8 protein-coding genes are annotated in these 16,320 nt (G+C 35.4%); 3 read left to right on the top strand and 5 right to left on the bottom strand.

Translation table 11 applies throughout. The features are described 5' to 3' along the window. Positions 1-21 precede the first annotated feature (21 nt). Positions 22-378 (top strand): hypothetical protein, encoded by a 357-nt coding sequence (locus tag AMD28_RS12890; protein WP_055444552.1) that lies wholly within the window; start codon positions 22-24, stop codon positions 376-378. A gap of 56 nt (positions 379-434) precedes the next feature. Here the strand turns inward: AMD28_RS12890 and AMD28_RS12895 are convergent, their stop codons facing one another. The 5 genes from AMD28_RS12895 to AMD28_RS12915 all read right to left on the bottom strand — a co-directional run bounded on the left by AMD28_RS12895 (position 435) and on the right by AMD28_RS12915 (position 14,432). Continuing rightward, complete coding sequence (locus AMD28_RS12895) at positions 435-974, bottom strand: DUF4136 domain-containing protein (RefSeq protein ID WP_055444553.1); 540 nt, start codon at positions 972-974, stop codon at positions 435-437. Positions 975-996: 22 nt separating this feature from the next. Continuing rightward, positions 997-2,976: a urocanate hydratase gene (locus AMD28_RS12900; protein ID WP_055444554.1), complete on the bottom strand. Its 1,980-nt coding sequence runs from the start codon at positions 2,974-2,976 to the stop codon at positions 997-999. A gap of 14 nt (positions 2,977-2,990) precedes the next feature. Next, positions 2,991-3,164, bottom strand: coding sequence for a C1orf53 family protein (locus AMD28_RS18630; protein WP_161804637.1), 174 nt, complete (start codon positions 3,162-3,164; stop codon positions 2,991-2,993). 367 nt (positions 3,165-3,531) lie between these two features. After that, complete coding sequence (locus AMD28_RS12910; RefSeq protein WP_055444556.1) at positions 3,532-8,334, bottom strand: GEVED domain-containing protein; 4,803 nt, start codon at positions 8,332-8,334, stop codon at positions 3,532-3,534. A gap of 671 nt (positions 8,335-9,005) precedes the next feature. Further along, the gene (locus AMD28_RS12915) at positions 9,006-14,432 is read right to left on the bottom strand and encodes a GEVED domain-containing protein (RefSeq protein ID WP_083478312.1); all 5,427 of its coding nucleotides are present in this window, start codon (positions 14,430-14,432) and stop codon (positions 9,006-9,008) included. A gap of 194 nt (positions 14,433-14,626) precedes the next feature. Between AMD28_RS12915 and AMD28_RS12920 the strand changes: the two genes are divergently transcribed. Further along, positions 14,627-15,517, top strand: a complete 891-nt coding sequence (locus tag AMD28_RS12920) for a 1-aminocyclopropane-1-carboxylate deaminase/D-cysteine desulfhydrase (RefSeq protein ID WP_055444558.1) — start codon at positions 14,627-14,629, stop codon at positions 15,515-15,517. A gap of 3 nt (positions 15,518-15,520) precedes the next feature. Next, positions 15,521-16,318, top strand: coding sequence for a glucosaminidase domain-containing protein (locus tag AMD28_RS12925; RefSeq protein WP_055444559.1), 798 nt, complete (start codon positions 15,521-15,523; stop codon positions 16,316-16,318). The last annotated feature ends 2 nt before the right edge of the window (positions 16,319-16,320 follow it).

Raw genomic sequence — 16,320 nt, forward strand, 5'->3', positions numbered from 1 at the left:
AAATTAATAATTAAATAAAATATGAAAAAGTACATCTCACTTTTAAGCTTAATAGCTATATTTTTTGTTGGTATGCAACAAACACAAGCACAGAATGCTAGAGCAAATACATCAGACATTCCTGAAGTTAAAGCTAAACAGCAAACGTATGAGTTACATCAGTTAGTTACATTATCAGGAGAGCAGCAAGGTGCTACGTTTAAATTATTTGTTGATCAAATTCAAAACTTAAACGGTTTAGCTGGAAATGATGATATTGCTAGCGTACAAGAAGCAAAGATGTTTTTACAAGAAAAAACATTAGCTAAATTGAAAGAGATATTGACAGAAAAACAAATGCAAGTTTATTTAAAAGACTTAGAAGCGTCTAAAAAATAGTTTGTTTTAATATTATAAATAAAAAAGCCACTCTACATGTAGAGTGGCTTTTTTATTTATAATTGTTGTTGTAAACCTGGAGGATATTTCTCCATGATTTTGGTAACAAATTCTTGTATTCGTTCTTCCTTTTTGTTTTGCGATAGATAGCCAGTTCCTTGTCCTTGCCACACTAATTCTTTTTTACTAGCATCGATTAAGTCAATATAAAGTATGCCTTCGGTAGATGTAGTTACTGTGTTGTAATTATTCCAGTACCAAGGACTCCATCCCCAACCATAACCATAACGTCCATAGCCGTTATTATACACGTTTACTTTTTCTCTAGATTTTGTAAAAATACTAACTAGCAGATCTGGGTTTTCCGATTTAGTAAAACCTTTCGCTAATAATTCTGTTTCAATAGCGCGTAAAATTCTACGTTTGTCTAGATCATTAATTTCTGCTTTGTCAATGCCTGTTTTGTAGAAAGCAAAGGTTTTAAAATCATTAAAATTCGCTTGTTTGTCATAATCTGTTGCAACTCTAACCGAACTGCAAGAGGTAGCCACTACAAATAAAAGTAGCAACGAGGTGATGGTGAATAGATTTTTCATAAGAGCTTTTTTTTAAATTTCACTAATTCAATAAAGCATCGTCTACATGATTAGGAAGTGTAACTTTTAAGTTTGGTTCTACTTCCATTGCTCGTCTAATAGCAAATTCTGCTCCTGAATTTCGTGCCCAACTTCGTCTTGAAATTCCGTTGTTTACGTCCCAGAACAGCATGGATTTTAAACGTTTAGATGCTTCTGTACTACCATCAAGAACCATACCAAATCCGCCATTTATAACTTCTCCCCAGCCAACACCACCACCATTGTGAATGCTTACCCAAGTTGCTCCTCTAAAGCTATCTCCAATCACATTTTGTATCGCCATATCTGCTGTAAATCGGGAGCCATCATAGATATTACTTGTTTCTCTATATGGCGAATCGGTTCCGGAAACATCATGATGATCACGACCTAAAACGACATAGCCTATTTTTTCTTTAGCAATAGCATCATTAAAAGCTTGTGCAATTTTCATGCGTCCTTCTGCATCTGCATAAAGTATTCTGGCTTGTGAGCCTACCACTAATTTGTTTTCTTGCGCACCTTTAATCCATTGAATATTATCTGCCATTTGTTGTTGAATTTCTTCTGGCGAATTCTTTTTTATTTCCTCTAGCACCGAACAAGCAATAGCATCTGTTTTTGCTAAATCTTCTGGTTTTCCAGAAGCACATACCCAACGGAATGGTCCAAAACCATAATCGAAACACATAGGTCCCATGATATCTTGCACGTAACTTGGGTATCTAAAGTCGATGCCGTTTTCTGCCATAATATCAGCTCCAGCTCGTGAAGCTTCTAAAAGGAAGGCATTACCATAATCGAAAAAATAAGTTCCTTTTGCAGTATGTTTATTTATGGCTTCTGTATGGCGACAAAGTGTTTTTTGGACTTCTATTTTAAACTGTTTGGGATTATTAGCCATCATTTCATTGGCATCTTCAAAAGAAATATCTGCAGGATAATAACCTCCAGCCCACGGATTATGAAGTGACGTTTGGTCGCTTCCTAAGTCAATATGTACGTTTGCTACATCAAATTTTTCCCAGACATCTACAATGTTTCCTAGGTATGCTATGGAAACGGTTTCTTTTTCGGCTTTCGCTTTATTAACACGAGTAACTAGTTCGTCTAAATTGGTGATTTTTTCGTCTATCCAACCTTGATCTAATCGTACTTGTGTGATTTTAGGATTCACTTCTGCACAAACGGTAATACAGCCAGCGATGTTTCCTGCTTTTGGTTGCGCACCAGACATGCCTCCTAAACCTGAGGTTACAAAAAGATTTCCTTGTGGTTCCTTTTTTATTTTTCTAAAACCATTTAAAACGGTAATGGTCGTTCCGTGTACAATTCCTTGCGGTCCAATATACATGAAGCTTCCAGCAGTCATTTGTCCGTATTGCGTAACACCAAGCGCGTTGAATTTTTCCCAATCATCTGGTTTCGAATAATTAGGAATCATCATTCCGTTAGTCACTACAACACGTGGTGCATTTTTATGACTAGGAAATAACCCCATAGGATGGCCAGAGTACATAGCTAGTGTTTGTTCGTCATTCATTTCTGCCAAGTACTTCATGGTTAGTAGGTATTGTGCCCAATTAGAAAATACAGCGCCATTACCTCCATAGGTAATTAATTCGTGCGGATGTTGTGCTACAGCATAATCTAAATTATTCTGAATCATCAACATAATAGCCGCAGCCTGTTTTGTTTTGGCAGGGTACTCTTCAATAGGTCTAGCATACATTTTGTAATCCGGACGCAGACGATACATGTAAATTCTTCCGTAGGTTTCTAATTCATTTTTAAACTCAGGAAGTAATTCTGCGTGATGATTTTTATTAAAATAACGTAGCGCATTACGAAGTGCTAGTTTTTTTTCTTCAGCAGATAAAATAGCTTTACGCTTTGGTGCATGATTTATTTCTGTTTCGTATGCTTTTGGCTGTGGTAATATTTCTGGAATGCCTTCTAATATTTGATTTTTGAATGTCATAATGGTAACCGGCTTTACTTTTTGGTGGTTGTTTTTCTTGAAGTTGTGGCGTTATATCCGTAGGGACAATGTCTGCAACCACTTTCGCAACAGTATCCACGTTTTAGGTGGTATTGCTCTGTGAAACACTTGTAACCTTCGGGGGTTAGGTAGTAGTCGCCTTCTTCAAGAGGTGTAAATTTCTTCATATCACAAATATAATGTAATTTGGATTGATTTTTGAATGGTATAAAATATGATTTTTATTTCAAAATATATGGTTCCTAAAGGGTACACGGGAATAGCTATTTTTCCTTTTGTATTTTTAAAATATAGAAGTTTAAAGCGGAATAAAACACTAATTAACCATGAGCAAATTCATTTAAGACAACAATTAGAGCTGTTCCTTATTCCTTTTTATTTCTTGTATTTTTTAGAGTTTTTGGTTCGATGGATTTCGTGTAGAAATTGGGAGGAAGCGTATAGGAATATTTCATTTGAAAGAGAAGCTTATATAAATGAAAAAGACCTTAATTATTTAAAATCAAGGTCTTTTTGGAATTTTGTAAAGTATTATTAAGGTTTTAAAACCACTTTCTGAATTTTTTGTTTTCCGTTAGAAAGTATTGCTTTAACAATAAAAGTTCCTTCCGAGAAATTAGGATTATTAAAACGAATCTCTGAAGCATTAATTTCTGTTTTGTTAATTAGAACTCTTCCTAAAAGGTCATAAACTATCACTGTGCTGATGTTATCGTTTCCTGATTTTACTTTTATAAAGGAATTATTAGGAGCTATAATTTCTAATCCAGATAATTCATAATCTTGGATGCTTAAAGCATTATCGGTATATCTTAATATGAATCTATCATTATAGGTGCCAGCATTTATATTAAAGCTAAACGGATTAACGCGTAAATTATGAATGGTGTTGGTATAGGTGTCTTCTATAAAAACAGCTTGGTTGGTATCTTGAAATAATCCATCTAGTGTGTTTATGGCAATGGAATAATTTCCGTTTTCAGGAATTACTATTCCTAGTGGAACCGTGTCTGTATCTTGAAAAGGAAGTGCTTTACCTTGTATCGCCATTTTCTCTTCTTCCACTACGGAATAGAATCGTGTGTTAGTTTCACTTAACTCGTAAGCATCATATAATTTGTCTTTGTTGTTAGTAGCTCCTTCCACATAACCAATTAAAATAGCGTTTGCGGTATTGTTTGGTGCAATTAGATCTAACCAAATTCTATGTTTCTCCGTGTTTGAAGTACGTTCCGACGCATCATTTGTTCTGTAAAACTGATTGTTATTCAATGTTCCATCACGCATGGTGTTATTGAATATAACACTTGAATTTACAGGAGCTGTGTGTTCCATAAGTACAAAGAATGCTTGTCCTGAAGCTATTTTACCATTAAATCCTGCAGGATTAGAACCTGTGCTATTATATGCAACATAGTCGTTAGAGTTGTAGTTATATACGTAATCTTGGTAAAATGGATCGTTAGTTGTATTGCTAGGAGTTTCTAAATGTCTCCAAAGATAAACGGTTCCTTGAATAGCGTTATTTGTATCATCACCAATTACAGACGCATTGGTTGTAATAAAAGTATCTGCCGAAATTGCGGAAGGATAAGGATTACCAATCAGGTTCCAGTTGTCATCTAGTTTGGTTGCCATAGTGGATCCGCCTCCAGGGTAAACTCCGCTATTGTATGTCCCTCTTGTAATAGCTTTGGTTATTATTCCATTATTAGGAGTACCCACAAACTCCGGAGTTGAAGGAGTAGGAGTACCGCTTATGTTTCTAATAATATATCCTTTACCAGGAATCATATTTTCGCTTGTTGCTGACCAATCTCCATAATTACCGCCAATGGTAGGAATCCATTCGTAAATATTAGAAGAACCAGGAGATACATTGGTAACATTAAAACCTTCAACAGGAGAAGACCAATAGATATAATCATAAGAACTAGCTATAGTGGCAGTTCTTTCCATGGTAATATTTCCTGTATTATTGTTAGTAGCTACATCTGTTTCTTGAATAAGACTACCTCCAGATTTAATGGTTAAGTCTCCACCTGTTTTTACATTTATCCAATCTGTAACCGTTAAATAATTATCTGCGACTACTTCTATAGTTCCTGTGTTATGAACCGTTAGGTTTTTAGCGTATGCTTGGTAACCAAAAGGAGGAAATGGCGTGGTTGTGTTGTTAGGTACTTTACATGCTTCTCCATCTGGGATAATAACACAATTATCGGGAGTTGGTACTCCTGCAGGTTTCCAGCTAGTAGGATCATTCCAATCAGAACCACCTCCTTTAAATACTTTGGAGTTATTGGTAACTAAGATACTGCTGCTTACCGTACAACCGTTAGATAATGTGGTGCTAACAGGAATACTAAAAGTTGCGTTTTCTAGCTGTGTAAGTGTCGGTTTTACCCATATAGTAGTAGCGGGTGTGTTTGGTGTATAGCTAATTGTACCTGCTGTATCTGTATACGCATCTACTGTTGTCGTATCATAATCAAAGGCGGTATTTACAGGTTTTTCACCAAATAAATTAATGTCATCTATAGCGATGCCATCACACCATTCTGCGTAATATTCTATTCTAATTCTTAACGTATTTTCATTGGTATACGCATTTAAATCAAAAGATAAGGTGTCAAAACGAGAGCCAGAAGCAACATCTGTTAGTATGGTTCCTGAAGGCAACGTTGTATAAGTTGTTCCGCCATCGGTAGAGACCTCTATATTTACATTTTCTAGTGTTGGATTAGTACCATTTGTATAATAACGTGAATGGTACATTTTGAAATCTAATGTAAGGTCTAAAAAGTCTGCAGTATTTAATGTAGGTGAAATTAGTTCATTATGTGTAGTATATGTGCCTACATCTGAAGTGGACATAACAAATTTGTTGTTTCCAAAACCAGAAGATATGGCAGGAAACCAACCTTGTTCATTAGGAATAAAAACACTTGTTCTGTTTTGCCATTTTGTTTTGTTATTAATTGTAGCCCCGTTATTTACAATATTATTAGTTGTAAATACTCCTAAATCACCAGTTTCAAAATCTTCTTGAATTAAATATACGGTTTCTATATCTCCTTCGGCTGTAAGTTGAATAATTTCATTATCACCACATATAATAGGGGCTGAAGGAGTGAAAGTAACTGTTGGTGTAGGACTTATTTTAGCCTCGATAGGAGTTCTTACTAAAGATTCGCAGCTTCCATTGGTAGCTGTAATCCAATATGTGTTTGTAGTTGCAAGTGAAGGAGATGTCCAACTTGCAGTTGGTACACCACCAGGATTAGTAAAGGTAGGAGCTGGAGATAATGCTGTTCCTCCAGTTTCTGCTGTATAGATATTAAATCCGGTAACTCCAGTTGTTCCAGTAGCATATAAATCTACGGTTCCGGTACCACAGCTTTCACCATCTGTTATTGTCGCAATATTAGCATCACAACTTTCTATAACGGTAAATAAATAATCTTCTGTTTCACCGTAGTCTTCTATCCAAAAGTCGTAAGATGCATATTCCTCAAAATCATCACAGGCGTCAAAATCAAATCCGTAAGTTTCCCAACCAAACCAGTTGTCAACTCCGTTATTTACTCTAATGCGCATCGTGTAATCACCAGCAGCAACAGCAGCAGGAATTACAAATCCAAACGTCACATTAACAGTTACTTGACCATATATGTCATAAACTAGCTCGTTAGTATTGTTAAAAACACCATCTTTATTCCAGTCTACCCATGCTTTCCATGTTCCTCTAATAAAGGTATTTCCATCTGCATTTGCAACAATATTAACTCCTTCGCCTTGCGCTTGTATTGCAATTGGTGATAAGCCTGTAAAGTCTTGATATCCTGTAGTGTTAAAGGTAGATGTGTTTTCTGCTGGATCTGCAAGCGTACCTGTAAAAGCTAAACTGTTGATATATAAGGCATCTGGATCCCAAGAGGTAGGTTCACAATATGATACCGTTCCTGGAGTTGTTGTACAGTTAATAGTTAAATTGAAACCTGAGCAATTATTAGAACCATCTGAATTAAACTCTACTGTTAAAGATCCTGTAATAGAGGTTGTAAGTGGTATGGTAAAAGCTGTACATAAGGTCCCCGATCCATGGGCACTACCTCCCCAAAGCACTGTTCCTCCAGTACCAACACCATCATAAATTGTTAAATAATCGTAACCGATTTCAGTAGTAATGGAGCCTGAAACCTGCGTGTAATTCCCTGGAATACTTGGGTTTAAAACCGTATAGCCAGAAGAGTTATTTGCGTAATTACCAGTGCTTCCACCGCTATCGTATAAGTTTCCAGAACATACGGAATACGTGTTCGTACCAGTTGATGGTACAATTAATGGACCAGCTATTGTGGTTTCATTGCCGGATAATGGAGTAGTAGTATAATAATCTGGACCACCACTACAAGCAGTATTAAAACTATATATGTAAAAGTAATAGGTTGTTGTTGGCGATAGACCTGTAGCTGTAAAAGTTGTGTTAGCATCTGTATCTATAACTGTTGCTCCTCCTATAGTAGCACCTATAGCATAGGTGTTAGTGTCTGCTGGAGCAGGCGAAGGTGTTGTACCAGTAGTGTTCATTAATACTAAGTAATTGTCTGGTGTTGGCGAAGCTACTGTAAAATTACCTACAATACTAGTATCTGTTACTGTACCAAAAGTTAAAGCTGTTGCTTGCGCTGTTGGTTCTGTACAAGGTGTGGAAGCTGTTCCTTTAACTACTATGTCATCAACAATAAAGCTAGGGTTTGTTCCTCCTGAACCATCATTTTGCCATCTAAAGCCTAAATAAAAAGATAGGCCTGCAACTTCCGAGACATCTAAATTAACTTCTGTTTGTACTGTGTTTTCTCCTAATAAATTTTCTGTTGTAGCAAAAGTATTCCAAGTTGTGCCATCTAGTGAATATGCTATTTGACCGTAATCATAGTCAGCCCCCAAAAAAATTTCTCCTTCGCAAATCCATTTAAAGTCTAAAGTTACAGTATTATATCCTGTAGCGTCGATTAAGGGGGATTTAGCGTAGTTTGTTGCAGTGTTATTGTTGTTGTATCTCGGCTTTGTACCTCCCGTGGTAGGATTGTTTTGACTGATAGCTAAAGAGTAATCGCCTTCTATTATCAAACTACGTGTATTATTGAATACCCACCATTGGTTATTAGTACCGGTTATATTGTAGTTTTCCCAACCAATATAGCCATTGTTAAGTTTGTTTTGTGTACCAGTTGCACTTTCAAAATCTTCAGAGAAAATTATGGTTTGCCCATAAAAAGTACTAGTAATTAAAAATAGGAGTAGCGTTGTGAAAATTGGTTGTTTTTTCATGAATGTAATTGATATTAATAGCTGTTGGGTAGTTGATGTTTTTTTTTTTTTTTCTTTAGGTGTGATTCTATATTATTTTAATGTTTTGATATGGTGCATTTTTGTTTTTTACTTATTACGTTTTCTAAAATTAAAGGGGTGTAAAAAAATAAAACTCTAATTTTAAAGCGCTTTTTTTTGTGCTTAATTTTGGTAACATAAACTTTAGATGTGAATTTGTTTCCCCAAAAAAAAGAATGAATAAATTAACGAAGTGTCTGGTGAATTCTTGAATTCCCAGTTTTAGTTGATTTATTGTCTTTTTGTTAAAGAATATTTATCTAATTTGCTTCTTTGTCGAAAATAGTTCAAAGTTTTTTAATAAAAATAAATTTTCGTTAAAATGAATGATTTTACTGACAAAATTGATTTTAAGCTGGTATTCAGGTTTTTGTGAGTGAATTGTGTCTGAATCACGGATGTTATAATAGATATAAACATAGAAAGTTTTAGAGAGTTTTTTAGGCCTAAAAAAGGAGAAAAAGTTTCTTTAAGAACTTTTTTTTATAACATTTCTGTTGTTGTGATTTTTGGAGATGTAAAAGGTGAAAAGCTGTAAACTAAAAAATAAGAGAATTTTAGTTTGCAGCTTTTCATTTAATTAAGTTATTCTAACAAAAAAGGAATACGTACTACTGTTTTAACACCACTTTCTGGATTTTTTGTTTTCCGTTAGAAAGTATTGCTTTAACAATATAGGCACCTTCCGAGAAATTATGATTATTAAAACGAATCTCTGAAGCATTAATTTCTGTTTTGTTAATTAGAACTCTTCCTAAAAGGTCATAAACTATCACTGTGCTAATGCTATCGTTTCCGGATTTTACTTTTATAAAGGAATTATTAGGAGCTATAATTTCTAATCCAGATAATTCATAATCCTCTATGCTTAAAGCATTATCGGTATATCTTAATATGAATCTATCATTGTAGGTGCCAGCATTTATATTAAAGCTATACGGATTAACACGTAAATTATGTATGGTATTAGTATAGGTGTCTTCAATGAAAATAGCTTGATTGGTATCTTGAAATAATCCATCTAGCGTATTTATAGCAATAGAATAGTTTCCGTTTTCAGGAATTATTATTCCTAAAGGTACCGTGTCTGTATCTTGAAAAGGAAGTGCTTTACCTTGTATTGACATTTTCTCTTCTTCAATTAAGGAATAAAAACTAATAGTTCCTCCAGCAAATTCATAACCGTCATATAATCTGTCATTATTGTTGGTAGCTCCTTCCACATAACCAACTAAAATAGAAGTTCCTATTTCATTTGGAGCAATAAGATCTAGCCAAATTCTATGGCGTTCTATGTCTGAAGATTGTCTCGCAATGGATTCATTTGTTCTATAGAAATTACTGTTAATTAGTGTTTCATTACGCATACTGTTATTAAAGATAACATCTTCATTTTGCGTTGCATTATCTAACATTAATACAAAGAAAGCTTGTCCTGCAGCAATGTCACCATCAAAAGTATTTGGATTAGAACCGGTAAAATTGTTGTCAATATACTCATCACTATAATTATAGATGAAATCATAATAAAACGGACTATCTTGATAGCTTGGAGCAGTTTGATGTGTCCAAAAATAAATAGTACCATCTATATTCGGATTTGCAGCTATAAAGTCGGCATAAGATATTGCAGAAGGATAAGGATTACCAATTAAGTTCCAATTATCATCTTCGTTAGTAGCTTGAAAATCTCCAGAAGATGTATAAGGTCCACTTGTATGTGTGCCTCGGTTTATAGGAACCGTAATCACACCATTTTGTGGTTTTCCGGAAAATTCGGTTGTATTGGTTGGTAAGCCAGTATCAGGAACCAAACCTCTTACAATATATCCTTTACCTTTACTCATGCTTCCAGAAGCAGCAATCCAATCACCGTGTGTAATGCCGTTTAATGTTGGATTCCACTCGTAAATTAGTTCTCCTGTTGCCGCTGAAATATCGGTAACATTAAAATCTTCATCGGTTGGAGAACTCCAGTAAATATAATCGTATGAATTTACGCCACTAGGCACTGTACGTTGCATATTGATAATTCCATTACCTGTGTTGTTGTTTATATTAGGTCCAGATTCATAAACTTGAATTATACTTCCGGAGTCTCTTATGTCTATAATTCCATCCAAATGAATCCAATCCATAACTTGTAAATTTGTACCGGACAGAATTTCAACATAGCCATTAGTATCTACTGTTAAATTTAATGCAGAAGCCAAAATTGGAGGAATTGGAATACCTGTCGGAATGTTAGTGTTATCTGCAATTGGTGAACGATTATTTGATAAGGCTATGTCTGGAATAAGAACACAATCACTAAGGGTTGGTACCCCAGAAGGTGTCCAGTTATCGTGAACATACCAATTTGTATCAATAGAACCGTTCCATGTTTTACTAGATTGGTCTACAACAACATCATCTATTAAAGTAACGGTATTACCACAGATGGTATAGGATACTTCAGCTGTATACGTGTCTGGTGTGTTTACTGTTAATGTGGAATTTGTTCCAAGAACAGTAGTTCCTGTACTTGCAGAAAACCATTCTACAGAACTTGGTGTGATAATAGCTCCATTTGGTACAAAACGCCATGCTTCGTTGGTTGTTTCCCAATTTGCATCTAAGCCATTTCTACATGGTGCTGCAGCATATTCACCATTAGATACATCTCCTTGTAAGCCTACGATGGCATTACCATCATTCCATGTAGAAGTCCCACTGTTTTCAATCTTTTTTTCTTCTATAAATACTTCAATTATATTAGTGGTTTCATGAAGTATAATCATTCCTGTGTAAAAAGTAGAAGGATCGGTAAACATGGGGATGTTATCCCAAGATACTTGAAACTGTCTACATGGAGCAGTACCAACTGTTCTGCTTCTTATTGGTGTGTTTGTCATCCCTGATGGGTCAATATCATGATAGACTCCAAAAATAGTTTGTTCGAATAAGTTCGCTCCGTCTGGTATGTTTGTGCTAAATGACCATGGACAAAAAGTACCAGGTGTATTATTTACTAAGTCGAAGGTAACTATACCATTAGCACCTACTAAAACTTCATCATAGCATTGTCCGTAAAAATTAAAATCAAACCCAATACCTGTTGTGTCATCTGCCCATACATCATCTGTAGATATAACTTGGGATCCGCCAAATAGTATTGGAAAATCATAGACAGGTGCAACATAAGTTATTTGTTCTACGTCATAACTGTCTGTTTCTCTTATTGTGGAATGTGCTTGTAATGTAAGTGTAGGGCTAGAGCAATCTAAACTAAAGCTAGGGTCTGGGTTAAATGGGTCTGCGGAAAAAGGGTCTACTCCTTGTTCGCCAGCAATTATAGGACAAACCGTTGGTGTTGTTATTATATTTGTACAACCAGTAGTAAATGTTGTGGAGGTCCAAATACCAAAATCTACAGCATTACAAAGGCCTCTTACAAATATATAGTAAGTAGTTCCTGAGGATAAACCAGTTAGATTTATAGTTGTTCCTGTTGTAGTTCCTGTAATATCTCCAGTAGGAGTGTTCGTTGAATTATCAGTGGAAACGATATACTCGTAACCATTTGCAGGTGCTGGAGAAGAGCCTGTCCAACTAAACGTTCCGGTAGTAGAAGATGTAGCGGTTCCTGTCAAGCTAGTTGGGTCATCCGTACAGTTTAACGGTGTAATCGTAATCAAATAATCTTCAGCTTCACCAGAAGGCCCAAAGGAGTCAAAAACGCATGGGTCAGGTGATGTTGACCAGTAATCTGCTAAAATTCGAAATCTATAAGTTCCTGCAGCGACTCCGGGTATGGTGTAATTAAAATTAAGATTGGTTATATAGCTAGCCGAATCGTAGATTTGTTCGTTTAGATCATTAAAATCGCCATCGTTATTCCAATCTACCCAAATTCCTACTCCCATTCCTACAACCCCATATATAAAATCAGCAGAAAATGTAATATTACCACCTGGTGCTTGCGAGGCTATCATAGAGGTGTAATCTGCATAACCACCAGTGGTGTAACCCGTATTGTTATTTGTAATATTTGTTATACCATTTGTTGTAGAGAAATCATCAATATAATTTGAAGAATTTGTAGACGAAGGAATACATAAGCATGGTGCATTAGTGGTAGTGAAACTCCAAGTAATTGGAGTGCCAGAAGAAATGCCACAAGGACCATAAGGAACTATTCTCCAATAATATGTTGTATTTGCAGCTAAAGCTCCAGTGTTGAATGTTGTAGCTGTTGAATTAGAGACAAAGGCAGGAGTTGCATTTGTTCCAAAATATACATCATAATTAATAGCACCTGCTGCTGCATTCCAATTTAAGCTTGTGATAACATTTGATCCAGAATAACAAACAGCTGCAGAATTGTTAGCAGGAATAGGAGAGGTGGCAAGTGAACTTATTGGGTTATTAACTGTAACATTAATAAGTCCTGAACTAGCACTCCAACATCCAGTAGTATTATTTCTAGCTCTAATATAGTAAGTGCCTGTAGTATTTGTGTTGTATGTGTTGCCACTATCTGTTGTAGCTGTTCCATTGGCAATAGTTTGCCAAAACCAAGTTATTCCTGCAGGAGGTGTTCCACTTCTAGTAATAGTAACTCCGGTCGGATTACATTGTGGAGAATTACTTGTTGGGTTAGCAGGATTGGCAGGTAAAGGATTTACGGTAAACGAGGAAATACTACTTGTTGAGCCACCACCTGTTGAAACTGTTACTGGTCCAGTTGTACCAGATCCAACAGTAACTGTTATTGAGTTTGCAGTATTTGAAGTAATAATTGTAGCAGTGCCTCCTATAGTTACAGAGGATGCTGCTGTTAAATTTGTTCCACTAATAGTAAGTGAGCTACCTTCGCAACCAGACGAATCGCTTAAGGTTGTTATTACTGGCAGTCCTGGTTCTACAATTAATAAAGTGTAATCTTCGTAAGTAGCATAAGTTCCGGTATAACATGGATCGTTAGTTGGTCCAAAATCTTTTCCGCCAATTCTCATTCTATGTAATCCTGTTCCATTTCCAGAAGTAGCTGCTCCAGCAGGAATAGTAATAGATGCTGCTAAAGTAGTAGGGTTTGCTCCTAGTGATACACCAGTGTAAACTACTTCTCCGGCATCAACAAAATCAAAATCATCATTCCAATCTACCCAAATGGTAGTGTCATAGGTGTAACCAGTAGAATAAGTAATATTTACAGGTAGGGTAGCGCCTTCGACAGCAGTACCTACTAAGGCAGAATAATCACCATAATTTCCAGCCTCAGCTCCAGTTGTATTGTTTACAACGTCATAAGAAACATTTGTAATTCCTAGTCCGTCAACACTTATTGGTGCAGGTGCACAATAGCTGCTGTTTGCATCAGATATTAAAGATATATTGTCGATACCAATAGGTGGGTTTTGACCAAAAATATCATCATTACGCCATTCAAAAACTAATCTAAAAGTAGTGCCAGCATATGCTGTAGGTATTAAGAAAGTTGCATTCGTCCATGATGTTTGTTCGCTAAAATTACCACCAATTTGGACTCTACCAGTTGGCGCTGTCCCATTTGTAGTAATTTGATTGCCATATGCGGGATTAAAAGTTGTTGGCACTAACCAAATTCGCATTCTATCGTAAGAACCTTCTCCGTCACAAATCCAATCAAAATTTAAGGTAATATTAGATTCTGAGGCAGGAATGGTTATATTTCGATATAAGTGAGAAACTCTAGGCGTAGTATTTGTATATGTATGAGGAGGCGGATTTGTGCTTCGCGCATTAGTGATATATGCTGCGCGAGTACCTGAAAATCCTGTGGTAGCTCCTGTGCCAATAACCCATTGGTTTCTATTTTGTTGAGCAGGTGTATTTGAAGTCCAGCCATTAGCAGCAAAAGTTGTTCCTAATTCAAAACCACCATTTCCCGTTGGAGTAATATGTGTAGTTTGAGCATTTGTAAATGGAATAAAGCCAAAAAATAAAACTATTACTAGCAATAGTTTATAATCTATTATATTTGACTTGTCTTTTTTGTTAAGTAATTTTTTCATCATAAACTGTAAATTTGGAACATAAGTTTATCTCAAAAAAGACAGGATAAGAAAAGCAAATTGTAGATTTGGGGAATCTAAATTTAAATCGAGTAATTCATGTGTAAATTAACATTTTTTTTGAAAATAACACAACGTATTAACTCTTTTGTCTAAAATAGTTTAATAATATTAATAATAAATAATTTTTCGTTGAAATGAGGGGTTTGACTGTTGAAATTAATGTAAGTGTTGATCATCAGGTTTTTGTGCGAAAAACGTATATGAACCATGCTTTTGTTTCAGGAAATAAATTAAATAAACTGAAGTATAATATCATAGAAGCCAAAAATCAGAAGAAAACTACCTTACTGACTTTTGGAGGTGCCTTTTCAAATCATATTGCCGCTGTTGCTGCAGTAGGAATGGAGTATGATTTTAATGCTGTAGGTGTTATTAGAGGAGAGGAGTTAAAAGATAAAATAGGCGAAAATCCTACCTTGAGCTTTGCTAAAGAGCAAGGCATGCAATTTCATTTCGTTTCTCGTGAAGCGTTTAGAAGTAAAACATCTGATTTATTTATGGAGGAATTAAAAGAAGCTTTTGGAGACTTTTATTTAATTCCTGAAGGAGGAACAAACGCACTAGCTGTTAAAGGTTGTGAGGAGATTATAGAAGAAGGTGATGAAGTGTACGATTATATATGTTGTCCTGTAGGAACCGGAGGAACGATATCTGGAATTATTAACGCGAGTTTTCCGCATCAAAAAATTCTGGGATTTCCAGCATTAAAAGGAGACTTTTTACAAGAAGAAATCACTAAATTTACCAACGGAACAAATTGGGAGTTAATAACGGATTATCATTTTGGGGGTTATGCAAAAATAAAACCCAACTTAATTACGTTTATTAATGCGTTTAAAGAAGAAAACAATATTCCTTTAGATCCTGTTTATACAGGGAAAATGCTATTTGGGATTCAAGATTTGATAGCCAAAGGTTTTTTTCCGAAGCATTCCAAAATATTAGTCATCCATACCGGAGGATTACAAGGCATTGAAGGAATGAATGCTGTTTTAAAAAAGAAGAATTTACCATTGATTGAATAAAAGATGAAGAAAATAATTATTGCAAGCTGTTTAGCACTATTAATGTTTAGTTGTGGAACTAGTAAAAAAACAGTTACAAAAAGAAATAAAAGAGAGGTAGTGGTTAAAAGTTCTGAAAAAGAACCAGAAAAAGTAGTTATAAACACACCAGAAATCACGCCAACTACTCCAGAAGTTTATGCAAACTCTACCGAAGAGTATGTTGCTATTTATAGCGATATAGCACAAGATGAAATGCGCAAATATGGTATTCCTGCAAGTATCACTTTAGCACAAGGTATTTTAGAATCCGCTTCTGGTAAAGGAAGACTTTCTGTAGAGGCTAATAATCACTTCGGAATTAAATGCCACGATTGGACTGGAGCAAAAATTTATCACGATGATGATGCGTCACAAGAGTGTTTCCGTAAATATAACAACTCTAAATATTCCTTTAGAGATCATTCGCTTTTCTTAACCGGTAGAAGTCGTTACAGTAAATTGTTTGATTTTGAAAAAGATGATTATGAATCTTGGGCAAAAGGACTACGCGCTGCAGGGTATGCAACCGATAGAAAGTATCCTGTTAAATTAATTAGCTTAATTGAACGTTATCAATTGCATAGGTTTGATGCTGAGGTGTTAGGAAAGCAAGCAGATAATAATGATAAGCATACAGTGGTAAAAGGAGATACCATGTATTCGGTTTCAAAAAAATATAAAATTACAGTTAAAGAACTTCAAGAATTAAATGGTTTAGAAGATACAAGCTTGTTTGTAGGTCAGGTACTCTTTGTAAAACCAATGCCAAAAGATTATTAAAT

Source organism: Lacinutrix himadriensis, from assembly GCF_001418105.1.
Lineage (GTDB): Bacteria > Bacteroidota > Bacteroidia > Flavobacteriales > Flavobacteriaceae > Oceanihabitans > Oceanihabitans himadriense.

What these genes read in the sequence shown, in the direction of transcription:
- AMD28_RS12890 (WP_055444552.1), top strand. Translation starts at nt 22, where the DNA reads ATGAAAAAGTACATCTCACTTTTAAGCTTAATAGCTATATTTTTTGTT.
- AMD28_RS12895 (WP_055444553.1), bottom strand. Translation starts at nt 974, where the DNA reads ATGAAAAATCTATTCACCATCACCTCGTTGCTACTTTTATTTGTAGTG.
- AMD28_RS12900 (WP_055444554.1), bottom strand. Translation starts at nt 2,976, where the DNA reads ATGACATTCAAAAATCAAATATTAGAAGGCATTCCAGAAATATTACCA.
- AMD28_RS18630 (WP_161804637.1), bottom strand. Translation starts at nt 3,164, where the DNA reads ATGAAGAAATTTACACCTCTTGAAGAAGGCGACTACTACCTAACCCCC.
- AMD28_RS12910 (WP_055444556.1), bottom strand. Translation starts at nt 8,334, where the DNA reads ATGAAAAAACAACCAATTTTCACAACGCTACTCCTATTTTTAATTACT.
- AMD28_RS12915 (WP_083478312.1), bottom strand. Translation starts at nt 14,432, where the DNA reads ATGATGAAAAAATTACTTAACAAAAAAGACAAGTCAAATATAATAGAT.
- AMD28_RS12920 (WP_055444558.1), top strand. Translation starts at nt 14,627, where the DNA reads ATGAGGGGTTTGACTGTTGAAATTAATGTAAGTGTTGATCATCAGGTT.
- AMD28_RS12925 (WP_055444559.1), top strand. Translation starts at nt 15,521, where the DNA reads ATGAAGAAAATAATTATTGCAAGCTGTTTAGCACTATTAATGTTTAGT.